The sequence below is a fragment of the Streptomyces sp. NPDC102402 genome (genome assembly GCF_044765765.1).
Lineage (GTDB): Bacteria > Actinomycetota > Actinomycetes > Streptomycetales > Streptomycetaceae > Streptomyces.
The window spans coordinates 604,970-630,234 of sequence record NZ_JBIWKR010000002.1; the positions used below are offsets into that span (position 1 = coordinate 604,970).

Consider the following 25,265-nt stretch of genomic DNA (forward strand, 5'->3'; position numbering starts at 1 on the left):
GGCTCCCGGTGTTAGAGGGGGATGTTGCCGTGCTTCTTCGGCGGCAGCGACTCGCGCTTCGTCCGGAGCTGGCGCAGGCCCTTCACGACGTGGGCCCGGGTGTCCGACGGCATGATCACCGCGTCGACGTAGCCGCGCTCGGCCGCTACGTACGGGTTGAGGAGCGCGTCCTCGTAGTCGGCCATCAGCTCGGCGCGGGTGGCGTCCTGATCCTCCGCGGCGGCGATGGTGCGGCGGTGCAGGATGTTCACCGCGCCCTGCGCGCCCATCACCGCGATCTGCGCGGTCGGCCAGGCCAGATTCAGGTCGGCGCCCAGGTGCTTGGACCCCATGACGTCGTACGCCCCGCCGAACGCCTTGCGCGTGATCACCGTGATCAGCGGGACGGTGGCCTCCGCGTACGCGTAGATCAGCTTGGCGCCGCGCCGGATGATGCCGCCGTACTCCTGGTCGACGCCCGGGAGGAAACCGGGCACGTCGACGAAGGTGAGGACCGGCACGTTGAACGCGTCGCACGTACGCACGAAGCGTGAGGCCTTCTCGCTCGCGTCGATGTCCAGGCATCCGGCCAGCTGCATCGGCTGGTTGGCGACGATGCCGACCGGGAAACCCTCGACGCGCCCGAAGCCGGTGATGATGTTCGGCGCGAACAGGGCCTGGGTCTCCAGGAACTCGCCGTCGTCGAGGACGTGCTCGATGGCGGTGTGCATGTCGTACGGCTGGTTCGCCGAGTCCGGGATGAGGGTGTCGAGCTCGCGGTCCTCGTCCGTGGTCTCCAGATCGGCCTCCTCCGGGAAGGCCGGGGCCTCGGAGAGGTTGTTCGACGGGAGGTAGGACAGCAGGGACTTGACGTACTCGATGGCGTCCTTCTCGTCGCCCGCCAGGTGGTGGGCCACGCCGGACGTCGTGTTGTGCGTGCGGGCGCCGCCCAGCTCCTCGAAGCCGACGTCCTCACCCGTGACCGTCTTGATGACGTCCGGGCCGGTGATGAACATGTGCGAGGTCTGGTCGACCATGACCGTGAAGTCGGTGATGGCGGGGGAGTAGACCGCACCGCCCGCGCACGGCCCGACGATCAGCGAGATCTGCGGGACGACCCCGGAGGCGTGGACGTTGCGGCGGAAGATCTCCGCGAACAGCCCGAGCGCGGCCACACCCTCCTGGATGCGCGCACCGCCGCCGTCGTTGATCCCGATCACCGGACAGCCGGTCTTCATCGCGAAGTCCATGACCTTGACGATCTTCTCGCCGTAGACCTCGCCGAGCGAGCCGCCGAAGATGGTGAAGTCCTGCGAGTACACGCAGACGGGGCGGCCGTCGACCGTGCCGTAGCCGGTGACGACACCGTCTCCGTACGGCCGGTTCTTCTCGATGCCGAAATTGGTGGACCGGTGCCGGGCGAACTCGTCGAGTTCCACGAAGGAACCTTCGTCGAGCAGGAGCTCGACCCGCTCACGGGCGGTCAGCTTGCCCTTCGCGTGCTGCTTTTCGACGGCACGGGCGGAACCCGCGTGTGTGGCCTCTTCGATACGGCGCTGCAGGTCTGCGATCTTGCCCGCGGTCGTGTGGATGTCGCTCTGCGGCTCGGACATCGGGTGGCGGCTCCCTGCCTGGTCACGGGGACGGCTGGTACATCCGGTCGGACTGCTGGACCGGTGGGTGCCCGACGGCGACTGGCCCGTCGGCGTTAGCTACTGACCCGTAGCGTATCGGCGCCCATACGGTTCGTCAGTGCGTCGTTGGCCACACCTAGTGTGGGTTGCATGACACCTCCCGATGCGCCGCACAACCGCTGGTCGGACCTCGACAGGCCGCCCCTGAACGTCGCTGCGCTGCGCCGCGGGCTGCTGAGGCCCGACGGTCTGTGGGCCTCGGTCGACGTCGTCGACGCGACCGGCTCCACCAACTCCGACCTCGCCGCCAGGGCAGCCGGAGGAGGGCTTGCCGAAGGCACGGTCCTCGTCGCCGAGGAGCAGACCGCGGGCCGCGGACGACTCGACCGGACCTGGACGGCGCCGCCCCGCTCCGGCCTCTTCCTCTCCGTCTACCTGACCCCCGGCGCGGTGCCCGCCGAGCGGTGGGGATGGCTGCCGCTGCTGACCGGTGTCGCCGCCGCCACCGGCCTCGCCCAGGCCGCGGGCGTCGACATGGCACTGAAATGGCCCAACGACCTCCTGGTGACGATCGACGGTACGGAACGCAAGACCGGCGGCATCCTCGCCGAGCGCGCCGGGGACGGCGTCGTCGTCGGCATCGGCCTCAACGTGTCGCTGCGCGCCGCCGAGCTGCCCGCCCCGCACGCCGGTTCGCTCGCGCTCGCCGGAGCCGTCTCCACCGACCGCGAGACCCTGCTCCGGGCCGTCCTGCGTTCACTTGAACAGTGGTACGGGCAGTGGCGGGACGCGAACGGCGACGCCGCCGAGAGCGGGCTCCAGGCCGCCTACGCGGCGGGATGCGCCACCCTCGACCGGACGGTGAGGGCGGAGCTGCCCGGCGACAGGTCCGTCGTCGGCGAGGCCGTCGCGATCGACGGCGACGGGCGGCTCGTGCTGGCGACGGGCGACGGGCTCCAGGAGCCGGTGTCGGCCGGAGACATCGTCCACCTGCGCGGGGAGGAGGGCGGCCTGACCTGATCAGGCACCCCGCACATACGGGTGATGTCACGTATGACGGATACGGAACCACGTCACCAGGGACGTGAGCCAGGGCACACCTGCCGTATCGTTGAGGCGATCCAGCGACAGATCGGCAGGGCAGTGCGCAGGGAACGGGCAGGAGGCGGCCGGTGACCGTCGACGACACGAACTCCGACGACGGCGTGGAGCCCTCGTCGGGGGCGTCGGTCCACTCGACACCGCATCACGAGGTCGACCACACGGCGGAGCCGACCGACGACCCCCTGGCCATCCGGCTGGAGGCCCTGATCCTCGGGGCCGACCGCCGTTACACGCCGTTCCAGGCGGCCAGGACGGCCGGGGTCTCCATGGACCTGGCGTCCCGGTTCTGGCGGGCCATGGGCTTCGCCGACATCGGTCAGGCCAAGGCGCTCACCGAGGCCGACGTCCTGGCGCTGCGCCGCCTCGCGGGCCTCGTGGAGGCGGGGCTGCTCAGCGAGCCGATGGCGATCCAGGTGGCCCGGTCCACCGGCCAGACCACCGCCCGGCTCGCCGAGTGGCAGATCGACTCCTTCCTGGCGGGGCTGACCGAGCCTCCCGAGCCGGGGATGACCCGCACCGAGGTCACGTATCCGCTGATCGAGCTGCTCCTGCCCGAGCTGCAGGAATTCCTGGTGTACGTCTGGCGGCGCCAGCTGGCCGCCGCGACGGGCCGGGTCGTGCAGACCGGGGACGACGAGGAGATGGTCGACCGGCGGCTCGCCGTGGGCTTCGCCGACCTCGTCGGCTTCACCCGGCTGACCCGGCGGCTGGAGGAGGAGGAGCTCGGCGAACTCGTCGAAGCCTTCGAGACGACCTCCGCCGACCTGGTCGCCGCCCACGGCGGCCGGCTCATCAAGACCCTGGGCGACGAGGTCCTCTTCGCCGCGGACGACGCGGGCACGGCGGGCGAGATAGCGCTCCGGCTGGTCGAGGCGATGGCCCAGGACACGACCATGCCCTCGCTGCGGGTCGGCATCGCCTTCGGCACGGTCACCACGCGCATGGGCGACGTGTTCGGCACGACGGTGAACCTGGCCAGCCGGCTCACCTCGATAGCGCCGAAGGACGCGGTGCTGGTGGACGGCGCCTTCGCCGCGGAGCTGATCAGGAACGGCGACGCCCCCGCCTCCGAGGCGCAGGCGGCCGAGGAGGCCCTGGCGGCGGCCGAGCGGGCCCGGCTCGCGGAGAAGGAGGGCCGCCAGGACGAGGAGCCCCCGCTGCCGGCGTACCGCTTCGGGCTGCAGCCGATGTGGCAGCGGCCGGTCCGGGGACTGGGCGTGGTGGAGCCCTGGCTGCTGGCCCGGCGGGGCAAGCCGGCGTCCTGACCGGGGCCGCGGTCCGGGGCCACGGGCCGGGGCCGGGGGCCCCGGACCCACCTCTAGGATTCCGGTAACGCTCGTTAACCGGAGGGGTGCAGCCATGGGTGTCACGTCGGAGCAGAGGTTCGGGGAGTTCGTCGTCGTACGGCGGCACGAGGGCCAGGAGCACGTGGCCGAGCTGGTGCTCGACCGGCCCAGGGCGATGAACGCCGTGAGTACCGCGATGGCGCGGTCCATCGCCGAGGCCTGCGCCGCGCTCGGCGCCGACCAGGGGGTGCGGGCGACGGTGCTCACCTCGAGCCACGACCGGGCCTTCTGCGTGGGCGCGGACCTCAAGGAGCGGAACTCCTTCACCGACGCCGAGCTCGTGCGCCAGCGGCCCACGGCGAGGGCCGCGTACACCGGTGTGCTGGAGCTGCCCATGCCGGTCGTCGCCGCCGTGCACGGCTTCGCCCTCGGCGGCGGCTTCGAGCTCGCGCTGGCCTGCGACGTGATCGTGGCCGACCGCACGGCCGTGGTCGGCCTGCCCGAGGTGTCCGTCGGTGTCATCCCGGGCGGTGGCGGTACGCAGCTGCTGCCCCGCCGCGTCGGCGCGGCACGCGCCGCCGAGCTGGTCTTCACGGCACGGCGGGTGGAGGCGGCCGAGGCGCGCGAGCTGGGCCTGGTCGACGAGCTGGTCGAGGAGGGCCGGGACAGGGAGGAGGCGCTGGCCCTCGGAGGCCGGATCGCGGCGAACTCCCCGGTGGGACTCCGGGCCGCCAAGCGGGCCCTGCGCCTGGGGCAGGGGCTCGACCTGCGGGCCGGGCTCGAGGTGGAGGACGCGGCCTGGCGCTCCGTGGCCTTCTCGGGGGACCGGGCCGAGGGCGTGGCCGCGTTCAACGAGAAGCGGAAGCCCAGCTGGCCCGGGGAGTGATCTGAAGATCATCAGCGCCGTCAACTGATCAAACCGCCACTGACCTACCTAAACTGTGGAGATGGGCGGTGATGATGCGCGGCTGCGCGCCGTGGTTGCGCTGGCACAGACGATGGCGGCGGCCTACACCCCGCGCGAGTCCTGGCACGCCGCGGCGGTCGGGGCGTGCGAGGCGCTGGGCGGCAGCTTCGCGGCCCTCTCCGCGTGGGAGCGGGAGCAGGGCAGGCTGCGCGTCCTGGTGAACGCGGGGGAGCGGGCCGAGGGGGAGGAGGAGTTCCCCGAGGCTGAGTCCTACCCCGTGCACCAGTTCCCGGAGATCACCGAATTCCTGCACGAGCGCTGGGCGGGCGGCGGTGAGCCCGACGCCTGGGTGGAGACCGCCGACGGGGGTCCCGGCGCCGGCGGCCCGGCCCGGGGCGCCCGCCCGTACTGCCACCAGCGGGTGGCGGCGCTGCGCCGGCGGGGGCGCGGGTGCTGCGTGGTGGCGCCGATCGTGCTGCACGGGCGCGCGTGGGGCGAGCTGTACGTGGCCCGTCCGGCGGGGGCCCCGGTGTTCGACCGGGACGACGCGGACTTCGCGACCGTACTGGCCGCCGTCGTCGCGGCGGGCATCGCGCAGACCGAGCGGCTGGAGGAGGTCCGCAAGCTGGCCTTCACGGACCCGCTGACCGGCCTCGCCAACCGCAGGGCCGTGGACCTCCGCCTCGACGAGGCGCTCGACCTGCACCGCACCGAGGGGGCCGTGGTCAGCCTCGTCGTCTGCGATCTGAACGGCCTCAAGGGGGTCAACGACACACACGGCCACGCGGTCGGTGACCGACTGCTGGAACGTTTCGGCTCCGTGCTCTCGCTCTGCGGCGCGATGCTCGAAGGGGCGCTGTCCGCGCGGCTGGGAGGGGACGAGTTCTGTCTGCTGACCGTGGGGCCCCCGTCGGACGACGTGGTCCGTGTCTCCGAGGAGCTCTGCGCGCGCGCCGTCGCCATGGAGCTCGGCGACGGTGTCGCCTGCGGTGTCGCGTCCACGGGCGACGACATCGGCCCGGTCCGGTCCGCGCGGCGGCTCTTCCGGCTCGCGGACGCCGCCCAGTACCAGGCCAAGGCGGCACACTCCCGGCGGCCGGTGGTCGCCGGGCGGGACGGTGACGTGATCCGGCTCGCCGACTCCCCGCCCAGGTCCCCCCACGACCGCCGCGGGCTGCGCGGCAACCCGCCCCCGGGCGATCGGTAAGGGGTCAACCGCACGACCACTGGTGACATGGCGTGTTTCAGTCCGTAGGCTTCTGAATATGAATATGCATACAGTCGTGGTGGGGACGTCCGGTACCACCGCCGCCGACGTCATCGCCGTGGCCCGCCGGGGCGCACGGGTCGAGCTCTCCGCCGCAGCGGTCGAGGCGCTCGCCGCCGCGCGGGAGATCGTCGACGCGCTCGCCGCCAAGCCCGAGCCGGTCTACGGCGTCTCCACCGGCTTCGGCGCCCTCGCCAGCCGTCACATCGGCCCCGGTCTGCGGGCGCAGCTGCAGCGCAACATCGTCCGCTCGCACGCGGCGGGCATGGGCCCCCACGTCGAGCGCGAGGTCGTCCGTGCGCTGATGTTCCTGCGGCTCAAGACCCTGGCCTCGGGCCACACCGGCGTACGCCCCGAGGTCGCGCAGACCATGGCGGACGTGCTCAACGCGGGCATCACCCCCGTCGTCCACGAGTACGGCTCGCTCGGCTGCTCCGGCGACCTCGCCCCGCTGTCGCACTGCGCCCTGACCCTGATGGGCGAGGGGGACGCGGAAGGCCCCGACGGCACCGTGCGGCCCGCCGGAGAGCTCCTCGCGGCCCACGGCATCACCCCCGTCGAACTGCGGGAGAAGGAGGGGCTCGCCCTCCTCAACGGCACCGACGGCATGCTGGGCATGCTCGTGATGGCCCTGGCCGACCTGAGGAACCTCTACACCAGCGCGGACATCACCGCCGCGCTCTCCCTGGAGGCGCTCCTCGGTACGGACAAGGTCCTCGCCCCGGAGCTGCACGCCATCCGCCCGCACCCCGGCCAGGGCATCTCCGCCGACAACATGCTCCGGGTGCTCGCCGGGTCCGGCCTCACGGGCCACCATCAGGACGACGCTCCCCGGGTCCAGGACGCCTACTCCGTGCGCTGCGCACCCCAGGTCAACGGAGCCGGGCGCGACACCCTCGCGCACGGGGAGCTCGTCGCCGGCCGCGAGCTCGCCTCTGCCGTCGACAACCCGGTCGTGCTGTCCGACGGCCGCGTAGAGTCCAACGGCAACTTCCACGGCGCCCCCGTGGCGTACGTCCTCGACTTCCTGGCGATCGTCGCCGCCGACCTCGGCTCGATCACCGAGCGGCGCACCGACCGGCTGCTGGACAAGAACCGCTCGCACGGGCTGCCGCCGTTCCTCGCCGACGACGCCGGGGTCGACTCCGGCCTGATGATCGCCCAGTACACGCAGGCCGCCCTGGTCAGCGAGCTGAAGCGGCTCGCCGTCCCGGCGTCGGTCGACTCGATCCCGTCCTCCGCGATGCAGGAGGACCACGTCTCCATGGGCTGGTCGGCCGCGCGGAAGCTCCGCACCGCTGTCACCGGCCTCGCACGGATCGTGGCGGTCGAGCTGTACGCCGCCACGCGCGGCGTGGAGCTGCGTGCCGCCGAGGGGCTGACGCCCGGGCCCGCGTCGCTCGCCGTCATCGGGGCGCTGCGGGACGCCGGAGTCCAGGGGCCAGGTCCCGACCGCTTCCTCGCCCCGGACCTGGCCGCCGCGGACGCGTTCGTGCGGGAGGGGAAGCTGGTCGCGGCCGTGGAGGCGGTGACCGGCCCGCTGGCCTGAGCCGGAGGGCTGCCGCACCCGGCACGGGTGCGGCAGCCCGGCCTCCTCAGCGGCCGAGAGCCGCCGTGTTGCCCCGGCGCACCGAGTACACGACGAATCCCGCGCCGAGGCACAGTGAGGCCGTTCCGCCGATCACGTACGGAGTCGTGTCGATGCCCGCACCTGTTTCGGCCAGTCTGTCCTGAGAGGTGAACCCACTCGTGGCGGAGGCCTGCCGGACCCCGGTGGAGGACCCGGCGGACGACCCGGAGGCCCCGTCCCGCACCCCGGCTTCGCCGGTCGCGTTGGCGGAGGGGACGAACCAGAGAGCGCAGAGCAGAGTGCCTGCCGCCGTGGTGGTCAGCAGCATGCGACGAGCGATGGACACAGAATCGATCCCCTTGCGACAGCCATCAGTTAGCCCCGTGGGCCGATGCTAAGCAAAGCAGCGGGTCGGTGGAAAGTCACAGGTCCCGGGGGCCTTACGCTCCGGCGTATGAGCACTTCGGAGACACCCGCATTTGTTCGGCTTCGCGTGGAGATGGTGCTGGAGATCGGCGACCTCGACGCCCTGACAGGAACCGCGCTGGAGAGCATCGCCGCCGATTTCACCGCCTCCGGCGCCTCCGCGGACGAGTCGGCCGAGGAACGCACGCATGCCGAGGAGACGGTCAGGGAAGACGCAGCGGAAGCCCTCGCCTCGCTGATCGACCCGTTCGATCTGGTCAGCCAGGTGCCCGGGGTCGAGCTCGCCCAGGCCTCCTGGAGCAGCGAGACCATCGACTACGACCCCGACGCCGAGGACTGGGCCGCCGGAGAGGACGGGGACGAGGCGTACTACGGGATCGAGGACAATGACACGGACGACGAAGAAGGCGGCGGACATACGGAACGCTGACGCCCGCGGGACACTCCTCAGAGGTGGCGGGAACCGCCGTGGTCCCGGGTGCGTCGATGAGTGGTGTTCCCCACATCTCGGGTGGATGTGGAACGGAAGACCCGGCCACGGTGTTCTTGGAACATTGACGGGGTATCGCCGTCGGGCGACCCTGTCCGGGGATCTTGGGGAATCGGCAACGATGGAGAAGCGTGTGATCACGGACAGCAAGCGGCGCAAGGGCCTCATGGCCGCGTCCGCACTGCTCGGCGGTGTACTGGTGCTTTCGGCCTGCAGCGACGACGGCGGCAGCGGCACGGGCGCGAGTGCCGACAGCTCGAAGACGTCACAGGCGCAGGTCGACGAGGCCGCGGCCAAGGACGCCTCCGAGGCGCAGATAACGATCGCGCCGAAGAACGGGGCGACCAACGCGAGCATCAACAACGCCGCCATGGTCACCGTCGCCAAGGGCAAGCTGACCGAGGTCACCATGACCACGGCCGAGGGTGAAGCCGTCGAGGGCACCCTTGCCTCCGACGGGTCCAGCTGGAAGCCCAGCGGCCAGCTCGAGCGCTCGACGACGTACAAGATCAGCGCCACGGCGTCCGACTCGAAGGACCGCGAGGCACACGCCAACAGCTCCTTCACCACCGTGTCGCCCGAGAACAGCTTCATCGGGAACTTCACGCCCGAGGACGGCTCCACCGTCGGCGTCGGCATGCCCGTGTCGATCAACTTCAACAAGGCGATCACCAACAAGAAGGCCGTCCAGGACGGCATCAAGGTGACGTCGAGCAGCGGCCAGGAAGTCGTCGGCCACTGGTTCAACAACCAGCGCCTGGACCTGCGCCCGGAGGACTACTGGCAGGGCGGCTCCACCGTCACCCTGAAGCTGGCCCTGGACGGCGTCGAGGGCGCCGACGGCGTCGTCGGTGTCCAGCAGAAGACGGTCACCTTCAAGATCGGCCGCAACCAGGTCTCGACCGTGGACGCCAAGGCGCACACCATGACCGTCACCCGTGACGGCAAGACCGTCAAGACGATCCCGATCTCCGCCGGGTCCTCCGACAACCCGACGTACAACGGCCAGATGGTGATCTCCGAGAAGTTCAAGGAGACCCGTATGGACGGTTCGACGGTCGGCTTCACGGACGACGACGGCAAGGGCGAGTACGACATCAAGGACGTCCCGCACGCCATGCGGCTGTCCACGTCGGGCACCTTCATCCACGGCAACTACTGGGGCGCGAAGTCGATCTTCGGCAGCGCGAACACCAGCCACGGCTGTGTCGGCCTGTCCGACACGAAGGGCGCGGACGACCCCGACACGCCTGCCGCCTGGCTGTACAACAACTCCATGGTCGGCGACGTGGTCGTGGTCACGAACTCCCCGGACAAGACCATCGCCCCCGACAACGGCCTCAACGGCTGGAACATGAACTGGTCGGAGTGGACGGCGGGCTCCGAAGCCTGATCCCCGCCCTTTCCCCTCCGAAGGCGGCGGCACCCGGACTCCTCCGGGCGCCGCCGCCTTCGGCGTGCGCGGGGCGCACGGGTTCTCATGCGGCTCTCATCGGGCCCTTAACTCCTCATCACACCCGGTCCATAGCTTCACGCCATGTTCTTCACCTACCTCCGGCGCGAGCTGCGCCGCCGCAGAAAGGCGGCGCTCGTCGTCGCCTCGGGGCTCGCCCTCGGCATTGCGCTGGTCATCATCGTCAGCTCGGTCTCCTCGGGCATGAGCAAGGCCCAGGACAAGGTCCTGGAATCGCTGTACGGCCTCGGCACCGACATGACGGTGACCAAGGCGGCCGCCGCCCAGGGCTCCGGCTCCACCGGACGCCCCCGGTTCGAGTTCGACGCCAAGGACGACGAGGACGAGACCCAGAGCACCGACCGGGTCATGGTCCAGGGCTTCCAGACGCTGGCCTCCAGCACCGTCGGCAAGGTGGGCGGGCAGGACGGCGTCGCGGACGCCGTCGGCGGACTGAGCCTGACGGTCATGAAGGTCGACGGCCAGTTCAAGCGCGGCGAGTTCAAGCAGGACGAGAGCTCGGGCCAGAGCCAGGGCGGCCCCGGTGGCGGCCAGGGCGGCGGCCAGCCGCAGGGGCGGGTCGAGGGCGGCGGGGCATCCTTCGACGTCAACTCCTTCACCGTCTACGGCACCGACGTCACCCAGCAGGACCTCGGCCCGCTGACCTCCTCCAGGATCACCAAGGGGCGGACCTTCAAGGCGGCCGAGACCGACGCCGAGGTCGCGGTCGTCGACTCCGCCTACGCCGAGGAGAAGTCCCTCGCGGTCGACAAGACAGTCACTGTCTCCGGCACGAAGTACACGATCGTGGGCATCTCCACGGCGGACAGCGGTGACGCGGCCGCCAACGTCTACATCCCGCTGAAGCAGGCGCAGACCCTCGCCGACTCCAAGGACAAGGTCACCACGGTCTACGTCAAGGCCGCCGACTCCCAGCAGATCGACACCGTCAAGGCCGCCATCCAGAAGAACATCTCCGGCACGACGGTCACCACCTCCGCCGACCTCGCCGACACGGTCTCCGGCTCCCTCTCCACCGCCTCCGACCTGGCCTCCAGTGTCGGCAAGTGGCTCTCCATCGCCGTCCTGGCCGCCGCGTTCCTCGTCGCCGGTCTGCTCACCTCCTCCGCGGTCAGCCGCCGCGTGCGCGAGTTCGGCACCCTCAAGGCCCTCGGCTGGAAGAGCGGACGTGTCACCCGCCAGGTCGTCGGCGAAGCCCTCGTCAACGGCCTGATGGGAGGTGTCCTCGGCATCGCCGTCGGACTCGCCGGCGCCTACGCCGTGACCGCCGTCAGCCCCACCCTCAGTGCGCAGCTCGGCTCCACGGGCGGCGGCGGAGGCATGGGCGGAGGCGGCATGGGCGGCGGCCCGATGGGCGGCGGCGGCCCCGGCCGTCAGACCGCGTCCAAGACCCTCGACATCGCCCTGACCGCACCGGTCTCCCTCACCACGATCCTCGTCGCCGTCGGCCTGGCCGTGGCGGGCGGGCTGATCGCGGGAGCCTTCGGCGGCTGGCGGGCATCGCGGCTGCGTCCGGCCGACGCGCTGCGCCGCGTCGCGTAACACCCGCCCCACCCCTCTCGTACGTACAGCAGGAGTCCACACGTGTACCAGCTCAAGGGCGTCACCAAGCGCTACATGCGCGGCAAGAACCCCGTCGACGCGCTCGCCGGTGTCGATCTGACCATCGAGGACGGTGGACGGCTCGTCATCCAGGGGCCCACCGGAGGCGGCAAGTCGACGCTCCTCCAGATGCTCGGCGGACTGGACCGGCCCACCGCCGGCACCATCGAACTCGACGGTGTCGACCTGGCCGGGCTCCCCGAGTCCCGGCTCACCAAGGTACGGGCCGAGTCCATCGGATTCGTCTTCCAGAGCTTCAACCTGATCCCCACGCTCACCGCCCAGGAGAACGTCGAGACGGCGCTCGTCCCCCTCGGCCTCGGCGCGAAGGCCCGCCGCGAACGTGCGGCGGAGGCCCTGGAGTCGGTCGGCCTCGGCGACCGGCCCACCCACCTGCCGAGCGAGATGTCCGGCGGCCAGCAGCAGCGCGTCGCGATCGCCAGGGCGCTGGTGAAGCGGCCGAAGGTCCTGCTCGCCGACGAACCGACCGGCAACCTCGACGAGTCCATGCGCGACGAGATCATGGACCTCCTCGACGGGCTGTGGAAGGAGCACGGACTGACCTTCGTGATGGTCACCCACGACAGCTCACTCGCCCGCAAGGCACCCCGGGTGGCGACCATCCGCAAGGGGAAGGTCACGGTGACGGAGAACGCGGCGGCCTGAATCCGCGGTGGCGCGCGAACCTCACGGACGTCCCCCTCCGGCTGTGAGGTTCGCCACCCGTACGGCTCCGCGACGCGGGCGCCGCAAGGCCCCGCACGGACGGGCTTACGGGGCATAAAGGTGCCTACCAGGGCGAACAACCCCGTCCCTTCCGTGGATGTCGCCCGGGCAAGGCCGGTTCGCGCTGCGAGACTTGCCGGGTGCAACGGCCCGCACGGGCCGTAGGCGCCTCCGGGGACAGGGGGCGCCGACGCGCACGAGCCCACCCACGGAAGGTCTTGATCAGATGCCGGCCAGTTCCGAAATCCTGACCCCGCGCACCGCCGGGAACCGCGTCATCGAACCCCTCTACGCGGAGATCCTGCGGCGCAACCAGGGCGAGGGCGAGTTCCACCAGGCGGTGCGCGAGGTCCTCGAAACCCTCGGCCCCGTGCTGGCGCAGCGCCCGGAGCTCGTCGACGCCCGCATCATCGAGCGGGTCTGCGAGCCCGAACGCCAGCTCATCTTCCGGGTGCCGTGGTCGGACGACGCCGGCGACATCCACGTCAACCGCGGCTTCCGCGTCGAGTTCTCCAGCTCGCTCGGCCCCTACAAGGGCGGACTGCGCTTCCACCCCTCGGTCAACCTCGGCATCGTCAAGTTCCTCGGTTTCGAGCAGATCTTCAAGAACGCCCTCACCGGCATGCCGATCGGCGGCGGCAAGGGCGGCGCGGACTTCGACCCCAAGGGGCGGTCCGACGCCGAGGTCATGCGCTTCTGCCAGTCCTTCATGACCGAACTCCACCGCCACCTGGGCGAGTACACCGACGTCCCCGCCGGTGACATCGGCGTCGGCGGCCGGGAGATCGGCTACCTCTTCGGCCAGTACAAGCGGATCACCAACCGCTACGAGTCCGGGGTGCTCACCGGAAAGGGCCTCGGCTGGGGCGGCGCCCAGGCCCGCACCGAGGCCACCGGCTACGGCTGCGTCCTGTTCACGGCCGAGATGCTGCGCGTGCGCGGGGAGTCCCTGGACGGCCAGCGCATCGCGGTGTCCGGCTCCGGCAACGTGGCCATCTACGCGATCGAGAAGGCCCAGCAGCTCGGTGCGACCGTCGTGACCTGCTCCGACTCGGGCGGTTACGTCGTGGACGAGAAGGGCATCGACCTCGACCTGCTCAAGGACATCAAGGAGAACGGCCGCGGCCGGATCTCCGAGTACGCCGAGCGGCGCGGCGACCACGTGCGGTACGTCGAGGGCCCGGGCGTCTGGAGCGTCCCCGCGGACGTGGCCCTGCCCTGCGCCACCCAGAACGAGCTCCATGAGGCCGACGCCCTGGCCCTCGTACGCAACGGCGTCAAGGCCGTCGCCGAGGGCGCCAACATGCCGACCACCCCGGAAGCCGTCCACGTCTTCCAGGAGGCGGGTGTCGCCTTCGCCCCCGGCAAGGCGGCCAACGCGGGCGGAGTGGCCACCAGTGCGCTGGAGATGCAGCAGAACGCCTCCCGCGACTCATGGACCTTCGCCCACACGGAGGAGCGCCTCGCGCAGATCATGCGGCACATCCACGACTCCTGCCACACCACGGCGGAGAAGTACGGCAGCCCCGGCAACTACGTGGTGGGCGCCAACATCGCGGGCTTCGAGATCGTCGCCGACGCGATGCTGGCGCAGGGCCTGATCTGACGGTGCCGCAGCGCGGGGGCCGGTGCTCGCCGCCCCCGCGCCGCGGCCCGAGCGCCTCCGGCAGGCGCTACCGGCGCCTGAAGTACTCCGCGCAGCCCGTGTTCGCCACCAGCACCACGGCGAGGACGACGGCTGCCACCGGGTGCCCCGTCCCGTACACCGCCGCCGCGCCGCCCCCGAGAACCACGGTCTTCACGGCCAGTACGCCCGCGAGCGGCAGGGAGAAGCGGGCGCGGGGCGCGGCGAACAGGCCCCACAGTACGACGGCCGCCGCGGGTGCCCCGATCCCGAGCACCACCGACGCCGCCACACCCTCCGGGGCCGTGAAGCCCCACCAGGCCAGGGCGCCGATCGCGACCAGTTCCAGGACGAACGCGAGCACCTCGTTCGCGGCGAACCAGGGGCGGCCGGGCGTGAGCCCGCCGTGCTCTCCGCTCGCGGTCATGTGACGTCCTCTCATGCCTGCGCCCCTCAGGACGTCTCGCCCACGGGCGTCATGCGGGCGCCCGGCGCGGTGCCGGACGGGGTCAGGAAGGTGGTCCGGGGCAGTGTCGCGTCGGCCGCGCGCGGGGCCTCGGCGGTGGACGGGTCGGTGGTGGTGAACACCGGCGCGCCCCCGCCGCCGTCCCAGGTGTTGCCCTCGGACCGGGAGGACTCCGCGAGGACGGTGTCCGGCCCGTCGCCGCTGTCCACCGCCGCGTTGGAGGTCAGTACGGCGGCGGCGGTGGCCAGGTAGAAACCCGTGCCGTTGCGGTAGGAGGTGTTGCGGGTGAGACGGATCGCGCCGGGGTTCCCCTCGTCGTTGAAGCCCAGCCCGGCGTTGTCCCAGGCCGCGTCGTCGGTGAGCACGTGCGCGACGGAGGCCGAGGTGCGGCCGCCGCCGAGGGTGAACCCGTTGCCGTTGCGGTAGGACCAGGAGCCGCTCACCGTCACCGGACTGGTGAAGCCGCCGAGATCGATCCCGTCCGCCCCGTTGTCGAAGGCGCGACAGCCACGGACCGTGTTCCCCGCTCCGGAGCCGAATTTGACCGCCAGACCGACTCCGCCGGCCTCCCCGGGGCCGTTGGCGTAGAAGTCGCTGTCCAGCACCGTGTTGTTCTCGGTGCCCGCGTCGCGCAGGGTGAGCCCGGACTCCGCGTTGTCGTGGAGGGACAGGCCCCGGAAGACGGTGCTCCGGCAGCTTCGGCAGACGTACGCGTGGCTGGCCGAGCCGCGGATCTCCAGCCCCTGCACGGTCCAGTGGTCCGCCTCCTGGGTGACGGCCCAGGTGCCGCCCGGCAGCCCGGACGCGTCGATGACGGGCCGCTCGCCCCGGTAGTTGCTGAGCGTGATCCGGCGCCCCGCCGTGCCGTCGGTGGTGAGGGATGCCCCTTCGGCGGGCCGATAGGTCCCGCCGCGCATCGCGATCGTCTGCCCGGGGCGGACCACGGACGCCGCCTTGCCGAGCGTGGCGAAGGGCCGCGCGCGGCTCCCGTCCCCGTCGTCCGAGCCGTCGGGCGCCAGATAGATGTCCCCGCCGGTCACGCCGATCGCCGCACCGGCCCGCCGCGCGGTGACCACCTCCGGGGAGGGGGAAGCGGACGGTGAGGCCGAGGCGGAAGGCGTCCGGGAGGGCCGGGCGGGGACCGTCGCCGCCGACTGCGCGGGGCGGCTCGCGGCGGGTGGAGCGGCGCGCGGGGAGGGGGCGGGGGAGTGCCACACCGGATACGTCAGCCCACCGACGACGACGGCGAGCACGGCCGCCGACGTCGTGACCGACCTGGCCGTGGCGTGGTGCAGCACGCCACGGATCCCGCCGGTCGCCGTCTGCCCGAGCAGGGAAGCCGCCTCGGCAGCGTGGCGTACCCCGTCCACCAGTCCCCCGGGCACCGGGATCAGGCCGAGCCCGGGCAGCAGCTTCTCCGGCGGGACCAGGCCCGTCCCCTGCGCACCGCACTGCGGGCAGTTCCTGACGTGGCGGGTCAGCCGCTTGCGCCAGAGCGCGCCCGTGCCGCCGTCCCAGCCCTCCGCGGCATCGGCCAGTCCCGGGCAGCGGGGTGCGACGGCCAGGGCGCGGACCACTGTCCGGGCCTCCTCCAGCCGCATCTTCATGCGCCGCACCCGGACCGCGGTGTGCCTGGCGTTCACTCCGAGGGCGCGGGCCACATCGGCCCGGCCGAGGCGGCCCGCCTCCTCCTCCCACCACAGGGCGAGCAGGCGCCGGTCGTCGGCATCCAGCCACCGGGCGGCACGAGCCAGATCGCGTCGCTGGCCGGTGAGTTCGAGCTCGGCGACGGTGCGCTCGGCGAAGTCGGTGAGCGGATCGGCGACGTCGTCCACCTGGTGGCCGTGGTTGCGGTCGCGGGCCGTACGCCGCTGGTACTGCTGGATCTCCCGGTAGGCGATGGCCACCGCCCACGAGCGGAACCGGTCCGGCTCCCGCAGGGACGGCAGCGCGCGGACGATCCGCAGCATCACCTCCTGCACCAGGTCGTCCACATCGGCGTGGCCGTTGAGCGCCCGGCCGACGATTCCGTATACCAACGGCAGGTGTGAGGCGAGCAGTTCCTCCATGGCCCGGGGGTCGCCGCGACGAGCCTCACCCACCAGCACCGCGGTGTCGTGCACCGCCCGGCCGGTCCCGCTGTCCGTCATCCCGTCACGGCTCCTCACTCGCTTCGGGGCCGGTCACCGGCGTCCCCGTGGAAGCGGCCGTACCGGCCCGAGGCCCAGAGGCAGGCATCGTGGCACAACAGCGATGACCCGTAAAGCAGTTGCCACCTCCACCGCCTGTGCCACTCGTGCCGCACCCGCCCCATGGGCGCTCCCTCGGAGGCCAGGAAAAGTTTCTTCCGGATTTCTGTCATCCACTCCCGCCCCACGCATCTACCTGGGCACGGCGGCTCACAGCACCGCACCCGCCGGCCTATCCGAAGGAGCGAACGATGACCGAGAAACCGAACAGAAGGCGACGCGCCCTGGCCGTCGCGGCGGCGGTGGGAGGCGTCCTGGCCGGCGGTCTGGTGTCCCCGGCGGGCGCGGCGGCACTGCCGGCGGCGGGCCAGGTCCATCAGTTGGTGGTGAAGAAGAGCGGGAAGTGCGTCGACGTTCCCGGGGCGTCCTCGGCGAACGGGGCGCTGTTGCAGCAGTGGGGCTGTACGGAGGGTGCCGCGTGGCAGCAGTTCACGCTGGTGGCCGACGGGTCGGGGAAGTACCGGCTGGTGAACAAGCAGAGCGGCAAGTGCGTGGACGTGCCGGACCACTCGAAGGTGAGCGGGGTGCAGCTCCAGCAGTGGAGCTGTGCCGGTCAGACGAACCAGCAGTGGACGCTGACGCCGAGCGGCACGGACACGTATCAGATCGTGAACGTCAACAGCGGTCTGTGCATCAGTGACAAGGACGCGTCCACGGCCAGCGGCGCGGCGGTCATCCAGGAGACCTGCACCGCCAACAGCAACAAGCAGTGGGCCTTCAAGCCGGTCGGCGCCACCGGCCCGGCCACCGTCGCCGCCGACGGCACCGGCACCTACCGGACCGTCCAGGCCGCCGTGAACGCCGTCGGAAGCGGCAACGCGAGCCGGGTCACCATCACCATCAAGCCCGGCACCTACCGCGAGCAGGTCACGATCCCCGCCGACAAGCCCTTCGTCACCCTGAAGGGCCTCGGCGACTCACCGGACGACGTCGTCATCGTCAACAACCGCAACGCGGGCGACTACGGCACCGCGGGCTCCGCCACCGTCGTCGCGCTCGGCCACGACTTCGACGCCACCGACCTCACGCTGTCCAACGACTTCGACGAGAACACATCCGACACCGGCGACCAGGCCCTCGCCCTCTACCTGGACGCGGACAGGGCCGTTCTCGACGGCGTACGGCTCCTCGGTGACCAGGACACCTTCCTGGTCAACAACAAGGCGCGTGCGTACGTCGTGGACTCGTACATCGAAGGCACGGTGGACTTCATCTACGGCGGTGGCATCGCGGTCTTCCACGCCTGCACCGTCCACGAGAAGCGCAGCACCGGCGGCCCGATCACCGCGGCCAGCACCCCCGCGGAGAGGGCGTACGGCTTCCTCTTCTACCGGTCCACCGTGACGGGAACGGTGGCGAACACCACCCAGCTCGGACGACCGTGGCGGGCCGATGCCCAGGTGCTGTACCGGGAGACCTCGCTGTCGTCGGCGCTGGCCACCGCCCAGCCGTGGACCGACATGTCCAGCAACTCCTGGAAGAACGCCCGGTTCTCCGAGTACCGCAACACCGGTGCCGGAGCGACCGTCAACGGCAACCGCCCGCAGCTGACGGACGCCCAGGCGGCGAACTACACCCCGCAGAAGTACCTGGCCGGCACGGACGGCTGGAACCCGGTGCGCTGACCCGGCCACGCACCACGCCCCGCACCCTGCGAGAGAGGAACGAGCACACATGCGCGCACACAGGAACAAGCGGAAAACCCTGGGGCTCGGAGCCCTGCTGACGGCACTGCTCCTCGCCGTCGGCGCGGTCCTGGCCGGCGGTCTGGTGTCCCCGGCGGGCGCGGCGGCGCTGCCGGTGGCGGGCCAGGTCCATCAGTTGGTGGTGAAGAAGAGCGGGAAGTGCGTCGACGTTCCCGGGGGGTCCTCGGCGAACGGGGCGCTGTTGCAGCAGTGGGGCTGTACGGAGGGTGCCGCGTGGCAGCAGTTCACGCTGGTGGCCGACGGGTCGGGGAAGTACCGGCTGGTGAACAAGCAGAGCGGCAAGTGCGTGGACGTGCCGGACCACTCGAAGGTGAGCGGGGTGCAGCTCCAGCAGTGGAGCTGTGCGGGTCAGACGAACCAGCAGTGGACGCTGACGCCGAGCGGCACGGACACGTATCAGATCGTGAACGTCAACAGCGGTCTGTGCATCAGTGACAAGGATGCCTCCACGGCCAGCGGTGCGGCGGTCATCCAGGAGACCTGCACCGCCAACAGCAACAAGCAGTGGGCCTTCAAGCCGGTCTCCGGCGGGCGCGCCTGGTCCGACAAGGCCGACGGCTTCGCCTCCACCGGGGGCGGCACCACGGGCGGTGCGTCCGGTACGACCGTCACCGTCAAGAACTACGCGGACCTGGCGAAGTACGCGACCGCCTCCGAGCCCTACGTCATCAAGGTCGCGGCCGCGATCACGGTCACCCCGTACGGCCATGAGATACCGGTGAAGTCCGACAAGACGATCATCGGCGTAGGCACCTCCGGCCAGATAGTCGGCGGCGGCTTCTTCCTCGGCACCGGCGTCCACAACGTCATCATCCGCAACCTCACCATCCGCGACACCCGGATGACCGAGGACGACCCCGACGACAAGGACTACGACTACGACGGCATCCAGATGGACACCGCCGACCACATCTGGATCGACCACAACCGCATCGAGCGGATGAACGACGGGCTCATCGACAGCCGCAAGGACACCAGCTACCTCACCGTGTCCTGGAACGTCATGGGTGAGCAGAACAAGGCCTTCGGCATCGGCTGGACGGACAACGTCACCGCCCGGATGACCATCCACCACAACTGGATCCACGACACCAGCCAGCGGAACCCCAGCATCGACAACGTCGCCTTCGCGCACCTCTACAACAACTACATGCAGAACGTGACGTCGTACGGGAACCTGTCGCGCGGCGCCTCGAAGACCGTCATCGAGAACACCTACTACCAGAACGTTGCCAACCCGTACTACGTCGACACCACCGCCGCGTCCCTCACCCAGACCGGCAGCATCTGCGTCTCCTGCACCGGCAAGCAGCAGACCAACGGCACCACCTTCAAGCCGTCGGACCACTACGGCTACACGCTGGACCCGGCCGCCGACGTCCCCGCCCTGCTCAAGCAGTACGCCGGCCCGCAGAGCAACATCGGCGGCTGAGCCGGAGCCCACCGGGCGTCCCCGTTCTGCCGACAGCAGATCCGCCCGGCGCGGAAGGCTTCCGCCTCCCACGCCGGGCGCTTCGTTCCTAGGCTGGGGCGATGAGCAGCCACGTGCCGAACCGCGCCCGCGTCATCCCCCTGCGTCCCGCTCCCGTTGCCAAGGAGCCTCTCTGGCGTGACATCGTCGGCGATGTCCTGCGCCGCGAGCGCCTCGCCCAGGAGCGCACGCTCAAGGACGTGGCCGAGGCCGCCCGGATCTCCGTGCCGTATCTCTCCGAGATCGAGCGCGGCCGCAAGGAGGCCTCCTCCGAGGTACTCGCCGCGGCGGCCCGCTCGCTGGGGCTCGGACTGGCCGACGTACTGTTCCTGGCCCAGCGTGAGCTCGCCCGCAGCACGTCCTCCCGTACGCGCCCCGCCCGGGCCTCGATGGGCGAGGTGCGATTGGCCGCCTGAGCCGGGCTCGTGGGCCGGCTACTCCGCGGCGGTGGGCGCCGGCGCGATGCCCGTCGGGCAGGCCCGTCCCCAGTTGGTCTCGGAGGGGGACTCCAGCGTGGCACCCGTACCGCCGATGCCGCAGTACCCGTCGGGGTTCTTGTCGAGGTACTGCTGGTGGTACGCCTCGGCGGGCCAGAAGGTGCGGCCCTCCGCCGGGAGGATCTCCGTGGTGATCTCCTTGAAGCCGGCGCCCGTCAGCACCTGCTGGTACGCCTCACGGGAGGCCTCGGCGGCCTCCGCCTGCTCGGGGGAGTGGGTGTAGAGCGCCGAGCGGTACTGGGTGCCCACGTCGTTGCCCTGGCGGAAGCCCTGGGTCGGGTTGTGGGACTCCCAGAAGACCTTCAGGAGGTCCGCGTAGCCGACCACCTTCGGGTCGAAGACGACGCGGACCGCCTCGGTGTGGCCGGTCAGGCCCGAGCAGGTCTCCTCGTACGAAGGGTTCTCGGTATAGCCGCCCTGGTAGCCGACGAGGGTCGTCCAGACGCCCTCCGTCTGCCAGAACTTGCGCTCGGCGCCCCAGAAACAGCCCAGCGCGAAGTCCGCGACCTCAAGGCCCTGCGGGTACGGGCCGGTCAGCGGGTTGCCGAGGACGGTGTGGCGGTCCGGCACCGTGAATTCGGGGGTGGGGCGGCCGCGCAGGGCCTCCTCCGGGGTGGGGAGCTGCGGGGTGCGGTGGGTCAGGAACATGCGGGGGCTCCTCCGGGGGTCGGTGTTCCCCCGGTACAACGTGGTGGGGGCGTCCAGGATTCCGGCGCCCCCACCACACACGCGCGCGGTCAGCCCCGGGCGGCCGTCGTGACGCGCTCGGCGCTGTAGTCCCGGGCCGCCAGGTAGCGCTTCACCGGGTCGCCGGAGTACGTCCACGGCGCACAGTCGATGTAACCGTCGATCAGCCGGAACTGCTCCACCGCCTCCGGGTAGCGGTCCTGCCAGTACAGCAGCCAGGCCAGCAGGTGGCGGACCATGACGACACGGCGGTCACCGGCGTCGGCCGCCGCCACGTCGATCAGGCAGGCGTCGACCGCGGCCACCAGCTCCGGGCTCTTGTAGTAGACGTCCGGGTCGTCGTCCTCCGCCGTCTCCTGCTCGAACGCGGCGTACAGCGGGAGCAGGGTGAGCAGCTGACCGGGGCTGCCCTTCGCGGCCGCCTCCCGGGCGAAGCCGGCGGCCAGCTCGTGCGAGCCCCGCCACTTGCGGCACCAGTACTGCAGGGCGGACGTGTGCGCGGCGAGGTGGTGGGCGTCGCGCTCCATGACCTCCGCCCACAGGACGCGGAACGTCTCGTGGTCGTAGCCGAGACCCAGCGCGCAGGAGATCTCCGCGATGTACGGACACGGGTCGTCGCCGGCGAGGGCCTGCGCCTCGTGGCACGCCTCCCGGGCCTGCGCCATCATCCGGTGGAACCCGGCGAACTGCTCCTGAGTGGTGTACTTCGCCTGCTTGGCGCCACGGATGTCCGCGGCCACGCTGATCAGCGCCCCGGCGTGGACGAAGGCCGCTCCCGCGTCCTCGGGACGGGCCGTGCGCCAGGCCAGCAGCCATGTGTCGTCGGCCGCCGCCTCGTCCTGGAGCAGGGACCCGCGACGGTAGCGCTCCTGCCAGTCGCGGCCCGCGTCGGCGAGGTAGTCCGCCGCGGCCTGCCAGTCACCGGAGCGGGCCCGCGCACGGATCTCCTCCGCGCGCGGGTCCGGAGCGGCGGAGTGGGAGGTGTCGAGCTCGCCGGCGGGCAGGAAGCCGAGCTCCGCGGCGGCCTTCGCCGCGGAGCGGGATCCGGTCCTCTCCACGAACGCCGAGGTCTTGCGCCGTGCCCTCAGCCAGAAGTAGACGCCGAGTGCGATCAGCGCGAGGGGTATCAGTTTCGTCACGGGGATGTCCCGTCCAATCGGGGAGGGTGCTCGGGAGCAGCGTTCAGGGGATGAGCAGTTTGCGCAGGGGCGTGGTGTCCGGGACGTCCGCCACAGCCGCCTCCAGCGCGGCCGGCAGTTCTTCCGCGTGCCCGTCGGGCAGCCTCAGTGTGGCGGAGTCGCTCCAGGACAGTTCCCAGCGGGCCCGGCCCTCGCGGACGTACGCGGACCTGACCAGCTGGGCCAGCCCGGACGCGAGCCGGGGGCGGGCGAATTCGCGGGCCGCCCGCCCGGTCGCCTTCGAGGCCTCCTCCGACTTCGGCAGCCGTTCGGCGAGGCGCCACAGCCCACCGGAGTCGATCGCGTCGAGGAGGGCGGGCAGTGAGCCGTCACCGGCTCCGGCCTCGCGTACCAGCGCGCTGAATCCGTCGGCCGACTCCTGCGTGTAGGCCGTCATCGAGACGTGCACGAGTTCGGGCCAGTCCACCCGGCGCATCGCCAGCGCCTCGGGCGTGAGGACCGCCTGCTCGACCGCGGCGAGGGCCCGGCCGGGGTCGGCCAGCAGCGACAGCGAGGGCCGTACGGGCTCCGAGGCGCGCCCGTCGTCCGGGAGGGCCTCGATCCGGGCGACGCGCTCGGCGATCGCCGGGTGCGAGTCGTACGGCGAGGAGGGCTCCTCGGGCAGGGAGGCGCGCATCCCGTCCAGCTCCTCCTGGCGCGCGGCCAGCAGATGCCGCACGCCGCCGAAGACCTCACCGGGCGGGGGAAGCAGCCCGGCACCGACGCCGAGCGTGGCGTACGCGTCCATGTAGAAGCCGTGGGCGGAGTCCAGGACCGGTATCTCGCGCAGGGCCGACGCGGTCGCGTCGCGGCCCGCGATACGTGCCGCCGCGACGTCGGCGGCGAGCTCCGCGCGGCGCGATCCGGACAGGGTGGCGCGCATGTAGAACTTCGCGTACGCCGTGTAGGCCTTCGCCATGAGGCGGTAGGAGATGCCCGCGCCGGTGGTGTCGACCTCCTTGGCCTTCTTCCCCTTGGCGACGGCCTTGGCGGACTTCGCCTCCTGCCGGGCCCGCTCCTTGTCCACCTTGCGGCCGGCCCGCTCCTGGAAGTGGGCGATCGTGCGCATCACCTGGACACGGCCGCGCACGGTGATCGCCGAAAGCCGGGTGTCGGCGTTGCTGTAGTGGCCCATCTCGTGGGCCAGCACGGCACGGAGCTGGGACTCGGACAGGCCGGTCATCAGCGGCAGCCCCACGTAGAGGCGCCGGGTGCCGCCGGCCAGTCCGAGGAAGCGCGCGTCCTCGCTCACCGCGGCGTTCACATCGCCGGTCAGCAGGATCTCGTCGGGCGCGCGGGTCCCGACCTGCTGGGCGATGTCGCGTACGGAGCGCCAGAGTCCGGGCTCCTGGGTGTCGTCGACCCGCACACCCGGCATGCTCTCGCCCCTGGGCGTGCGGAGCATGAACATCCCCCGGACGATCGGAATCGCGAGGACGGCGCTGACCAGGAAGATCTTCACCGCCACGCTGCCCGGCGTCCACACGGCGGCGGCCCAGTCGGCGGCGGCCAGGACGGCGAGCATGACCAGGCTGAGCAGATAGAAGCCTGCGAGCAGGACGAGTGCGCGCACAGCACGCAGTGATGGGCCCATCGGGCGGTTCCCCCCACGGGAAGGCGACGTCGCCCCGCCCGGAGTGCTGGGCGAGGCGACGCGTGAATACGGGCAGGTCGAAGCATGTGGGGGGAACCGGAGTATGACCTACCGAACGGCTGTGCGGCAACGTGCTTCCGCCCGGGTGCCGCGCTAGTGGAGCAGCGTCGCCGGGCTGCCGCCGTTCGCCTCGTACCCGGCGACGGCGAGCGCCCGGTACACCGTGTACTCGGCGGCCGGGTCGCTGTTCTGGGTCCAGGGCAGCGCGCCCACGTGGCCGTCGACGTGGACGAACTGGTGCATCGCCTCCGACCAGCGCTCCATCCGGACGAGGAAGAGGACCAGCAGGTGCCGGACGTGCGCGAGCATCGGGTCGTCCGCGCGGGCCGCGTGCACCGCGAACATCGCGCCCTCGACCGCCTTCGTCACGACGACACCCCGGTAGAAGCCCTGCACCAGATTGACCTCGGGCAGGTGTTCGTACACCGCGAACAGTGGGAGCGCGGCGAGCAGCGAGCCCTGCGGGGCGCGGGCGGCGGCCGTCGTCGCGAAGCGGTCGGCCTCCTCCCGGGAGCCGTGCCACTTCTCGCACCAGAAGTGCAGTGCCGCGATGTGCGCGCCCATGTGCGCGGGGGCACGGTCGATGATCTTCGCCCAGAGCTGGTCGAACTGCTCGTGGGAGTAGCCCAGTCCACGGGCGACCGCAAGCTCCACGAGGTACGGGACGGGGTCGCCCGGAGCCAGCAGGGCCGCCTCGCCGCAGACCGTGCGCGCCTCCTCCAGGATGATGCGGAAGTCGTCCGTGCCCACGGTGCCCGTACGCCACGCCTGCTGCACCAGGAACTCCGCGTGCACCGCGGCACCGCCCGCGTCCTTCGGGGCCTCCGCCCGCCACGCCCGCAGCCACGCCCCGCCCGCACCGGGCTGCCGGGCCAGCTCCAGCGACGCGGCACCGGCGAAGGCCTGCACCCGCTGCCAGCGGATCTCGCTCTCCTTGGGCGTCCCCGCGAGCAGCTGCGAGGCGGCCTTCCAGCCACCGCTGGCCTGCACGACGTCCAGGACGTCGAGGAGATCCTGGTCGGGACCGGGCATCCGCACGTCCAGCTCCTCCTGGCGCGCGAAGCCGTAGGTGTCGGGGTCGGCGGCGTCGGGCGAACCGGGGGCGACCTGGCGGATACCGCCACGGCGCCGCAGCATGAGCGGGCCGACGACGGCGACGAGCATGCACAGGGCGAGCAGGAACCACAGAATCTCCATGCGGTCCATTGTCCCCGGACGGGTAACGGGGCGGCGAGTGGCCTGTGACTCCGCTCCCGACGAACTACGCT

General features: G+C 71.5%; 21 protein-coding genes. 13 read left to right on the top strand and 8 right to left on the bottom strand.

The features are described 5' to 3' along the window. Positions 1-11: 11 nt before the first annotated feature. Positions 12-1,592, bottom strand: coding sequence for an acyl-CoA carboxylase subunit beta (locus ACIRJR_RS07675; RefSeq protein ID WP_403775315.1), 1,581 nt, complete (start codon positions 1,590-1,592; stop codon positions 12-14). Positions 1,593-1,763: 171 nt separating this feature from the next. On the opposite strand from ACIRJR_RS07675, the gene ACIRJR_RS07680 reads away from it, so the two are divergent. The 5 genes from ACIRJR_RS07680 to hutH all read left to right on the top strand — a co-directional run bounded on the left by ACIRJR_RS07680 (position 1,764) and on the right by hutH (position 7,726). Then, the gene (locus ACIRJR_RS07680; RefSeq protein WP_403775318.1) at positions 1,764-2,633 is read left to right on the top strand and encodes a biotin--[acetyl-CoA-carboxylase] ligase; all 870 of its coding nucleotides are present in this window, start codon (positions 1,764-1,766) and stop codon (positions 2,631-2,633) included. Positions 2,634-2,785: 152 nt separating this feature from the next. Beyond that, a complete protein-coding gene (locus tag ACIRJR_RS07685; RefSeq protein ID WP_403775321.1) occupies positions 2,786-3,982 on the top strand; it encodes an adenylate/guanylate cyclase domain-containing protein in 1,197 nt (398 codons plus the stop codon). A gap of 94 nt (positions 3,983-4,076) precedes the next feature. Continuing rightward, the gene (locus ACIRJR_RS07690) at positions 4,077-4,889 is read left to right on the top strand and encodes an enoyl-CoA hydratase/isomerase family protein (protein ID WP_403775324.1); all 813 of its coding nucleotides are present in this window, start codon (positions 4,077-4,079) and stop codon (positions 4,887-4,889) included. A 61-nt stretch (positions 4,890-4,950) separates the two neighbouring features. Further along, on the top strand, positions 4,951-6,117 hold the full coding sequence (locus ACIRJR_RS07695) for a diguanylate cyclase domain-containing protein (protein WP_403775327.1): 1,167 nt from the start codon (positions 4,951-4,953) through the stop codon (positions 6,115-6,117). Between the two features lie 58 nt (positions 6,118-6,175). Then, a complete protein-coding gene (gene hutH, locus ACIRJR_RS07700) occupies positions 6,176-7,726 on the top strand; it encodes a histidine ammonia-lyase (RefSeq protein WP_403775330.1) in 1,551 nt (516 codons plus the stop codon). A gap of 46 nt (positions 7,727-7,772) precedes the next feature. On the opposite strand, the gene ACIRJR_RS07705 is transcribed toward hutH, so the two are convergent. Then, positions 7,773-8,093, bottom strand: coding sequence for a hypothetical protein (locus ACIRJR_RS07705; protein WP_403775334.1), 321 nt, complete (start codon positions 8,091-8,093; stop codon positions 7,773-7,775). A gap of 108 nt (positions 8,094-8,201) precedes the next feature. On the opposite strand from ACIRJR_RS07705, the gene ACIRJR_RS07710 reads away from it, so the two are divergent. The 5 genes from ACIRJR_RS07710 (at position 8,202) to gdhA (ending at position 14,071) form a co-directional block, all read left to right on the top strand. Next, positions 8,202-8,603 carry a hypothetical protein gene (locus tag ACIRJR_RS07710; RefSeq protein WP_403775336.1) on the top strand — a complete coding sequence of 134 codons (402 nt, stop codon included), beginning with the start codon at positions 8,202-8,204 and terminating at the stop codon, positions 8,601-8,603. 181 nt (positions 8,604-8,784) lie between these two features. Continuing rightward, on the top strand, positions 8,785-10,056 hold the full coding sequence (locus tag ACIRJR_RS07715) for an Ig-like domain-containing protein (protein WP_403775339.1): 1,272 nt from the start codon (positions 8,785-8,787) through the stop codon (positions 10,054-10,056). 144 nt (positions 10,057-10,200) lie between these two features. Beyond that, positions 10,201-11,679 (top strand): ABC transporter permease, encoded by a 1,479-nt coding sequence (locus ACIRJR_RS07720; RefSeq protein ID WP_403775342.1) that lies wholly within the window; start codon positions 10,201-10,203, stop codon positions 11,677-11,679. A gap of 42 nt (positions 11,680-11,721) precedes the next feature. Further along, entirely contained in the window at positions 11,722-12,405 is a 684-nt protein-coding gene (locus ACIRJR_RS07725; protein ID WP_403775345.1) for an ABC transporter ATP-binding protein, read from the top strand. Positions 12,406-12,691: 286 nt separating this feature from the next. Next, positions 12,692-14,071 carry an NADP-specific glutamate dehydrogenase gene (gene gdhA / locus ACIRJR_RS07730; RefSeq protein ID WP_403775348.1) on the top strand — a complete coding sequence of 460 codons (1,380 nt, stop codon included), beginning with the start codon at positions 12,692-12,694 and terminating at the stop codon, positions 14,069-14,071. A 67-nt stretch (positions 14,072-14,138) separates the two neighbouring features. On the opposite strand, the gene ACIRJR_RS07735 is transcribed toward gdhA, so the two are convergent. Both ACIRJR_RS07735 and ACIRJR_RS07740 read right to left on the bottom strand, forming a co-directional pair. Continuing rightward, on the bottom strand, positions 14,139-14,516 hold the full coding sequence (locus ACIRJR_RS07735; RefSeq protein ID WP_403775351.1) for a YrdB family protein: 378 nt from the start codon (positions 14,514-14,516) through the stop codon (positions 14,139-14,141). Between the two features lie 26 nt (positions 14,517-14,542). Continuing rightward, the gene (locus ACIRJR_RS07740) at positions 14,543-16,705 is read right to left on the bottom strand and encodes a sigma-70 family RNA polymerase sigma factor (RefSeq protein WP_403775354.1); all 2,163 of its coding nucleotides are present in this window, start codon (positions 16,703-16,705) and stop codon (positions 14,543-14,545) included. Positions 16,706-16,995: 290 nt separating this feature from the next. Between ACIRJR_RS07740 and ACIRJR_RS07745 the strand changes: the two genes are divergently transcribed. From ACIRJR_RS07745 to ACIRJR_RS07755, 3 genes are all read left to right on the top strand, one after another. Beyond that, on the top strand, positions 16,996-18,429 hold the full coding sequence (locus ACIRJR_RS07745; RefSeq protein WP_403775357.1) for a pectinesterase family protein: 1,434 nt from the start codon (positions 16,996-16,998) through the stop codon (positions 18,427-18,429). A 49-nt stretch (positions 18,430-18,478) separates the two neighbouring features. Continuing rightward, positions 18,479-19,942: an RICIN domain-containing protein gene (locus ACIRJR_RS07750; protein WP_403775360.1), complete on the top strand. Its 1,464-nt coding sequence runs from the start codon at positions 18,479-18,481 to the stop codon at positions 19,940-19,942. 101 nt (positions 19,943-20,043) lie between these two features. Then, positions 20,044-20,397 (top strand): helix-turn-helix domain-containing protein, encoded by a 354-nt coding sequence (locus tag ACIRJR_RS07755; protein WP_403775363.1) that lies wholly within the window; start codon positions 20,044-20,046, stop codon positions 20,395-20,397. 18 nt (positions 20,398-20,415) lie between these two features. On the opposite strand, the gene msrA is transcribed toward ACIRJR_RS07755, so the two are convergent. From msrA to ACIRJR_RS07775, 4 genes are all read right to left on the bottom strand, one after another. After that, entirely contained in the window at positions 20,416-21,126 is a 711-nt protein-coding gene (gene msrA, locus ACIRJR_RS07760; RefSeq protein ID WP_403775366.1) for a peptide-methionine (S)-S-oxide reductase MsrA, read from the bottom strand. Positions 21,127-21,215: 89 nt separating this feature from the next. Further along, complete coding sequence (locus ACIRJR_RS07765; RefSeq protein ID WP_403775369.1) at positions 21,216-22,304, bottom strand: hypothetical protein; 1,089 nt, start codon at positions 22,302-22,304, stop codon at positions 21,216-21,218. Positions 22,305-22,347: 43 nt separating this feature from the next. Continuing rightward, positions 22,348-23,937 (bottom strand): M48 family metallopeptidase, encoded by a 1,590-nt coding sequence (locus ACIRJR_RS07770; RefSeq protein ID WP_403775372.1) that lies wholly within the window; start codon positions 23,935-23,937, stop codon positions 22,348-22,350. 153 nt (positions 23,938-24,090) lie between these two features. Continuing rightward, positions 24,091-25,194, bottom strand: a complete 1,104-nt coding sequence (locus ACIRJR_RS07775; protein ID WP_403775375.1) for a hypothetical protein — start codon at positions 25,192-25,194, stop codon at positions 24,091-24,093. Positions 25,195-25,265 lie beyond the last annotated feature (71 nt).

Bases quoted from the DNA above. Each gene is read 5' to 3' on its own strand.
- ACIRJR_RS07675 (WP_403775315.1), bottom strand. From the start codon at position 1,592: ATGTCCGAGCCGCAGAGCGACATCCACACGACCGCGGGCAAGATCGCA.
- ACIRJR_RS07680 (WP_403775318.1), top strand. From the start codon at position 1,764: ATGACACCTCCCGATGCGCCGCACAACCGCTGGTCGGACCTCGACAGG.
- ACIRJR_RS07690 (WP_403775324.1), top strand. From the start codon at position 4,077: ATGGGTGTCACGTCGGAGCAGAGGTTCGGGGAGTTCGTCGTCGTACGG.
- ACIRJR_RS07695 (WP_403775327.1), top strand. From the start codon at position 4,951: ATGGGCGGTGATGATGCGCGGCTGCGCGCCGTGGTTGCGCTGGCACAG.
- hutH (WP_403775330.1), top strand. From the start codon at position 6,176: ATGAATATGCATACAGTCGTGGTGGGGACGTCCGGTACCACCGCCGCC.
- ACIRJR_RS07710 (WP_403775336.1), top strand. From the start codon at position 8,202: ATGAGCACTTCGGAGACACCCGCATTTGTTCGGCTTCGCGTGGAGATG.
- ACIRJR_RS07715 (WP_403775339.1), top strand. From the start codon at position 8,785: ATGGAGAAGCGTGTGATCACGGACAGCAAGCGGCGCAAGGGCCTCATG.
- ACIRJR_RS07720 (WP_403775342.1), top strand. From the start codon at position 10,201: ATGTTCTTCACCTACCTCCGGCGCGAGCTGCGCCGCCGCAGAAAGGCG.
- gdhA (WP_403775348.1), top strand. From the start codon at position 12,692: ATGCCGGCCAGTTCCGAAATCCTGACCCCGCGCACCGCCGGGAACCGC.
- ACIRJR_RS07735 (WP_403775351.1), bottom strand. From the start codon at position 14,516: ATGACCGCGAGCGGAGAGCACGGCGGGCTCACGCCCGGCCGCCCCTGG.
- ACIRJR_RS07740 (WP_403775354.1), bottom strand. From the start codon at position 16,705: ATGACGGACAGCGGGACCGGCCGGGCGGTGCACGACACCGCGGTGCTG.
- ACIRJR_RS07745 (WP_403775357.1), top strand. From the start codon at position 16,996: ATGACCGAGAAACCGAACAGAAGGCGACGCGCCCTGGCCGTCGCGGCG.
- ACIRJR_RS07750 (WP_403775360.1), top strand. From the start codon at position 18,479: ATGCGCGCACACAGGAACAAGCGGAAAACCCTGGGGCTCGGAGCCCTG.
- ACIRJR_RS07755 (WP_403775363.1), top strand. From the start codon at position 20,044: ATGAGCAGCCACGTGCCGAACCGCGCCCGCGTCATCCCCCTGCGTCCC.
- msrA (WP_403775366.1), bottom strand. From the start codon at position 21,126: ATGTTCCTGACCCACCGCACCCCGCAGCTCCCCACCCCGGAGGAGGCC.
- ACIRJR_RS07770 (WP_403775372.1), bottom strand. From the start codon at position 23,937: ATGGGCCCATCACTGCGTGCTGTGCGCGCACTCGTCCTGCTCGCAGGC.
- ACIRJR_RS07775 (WP_403775375.1), bottom strand. From the start codon at position 25,194: ATGGAGATTCTGTGGTTCCTGCTCGCCCTGTGCATGCTCGTCGCCGTC.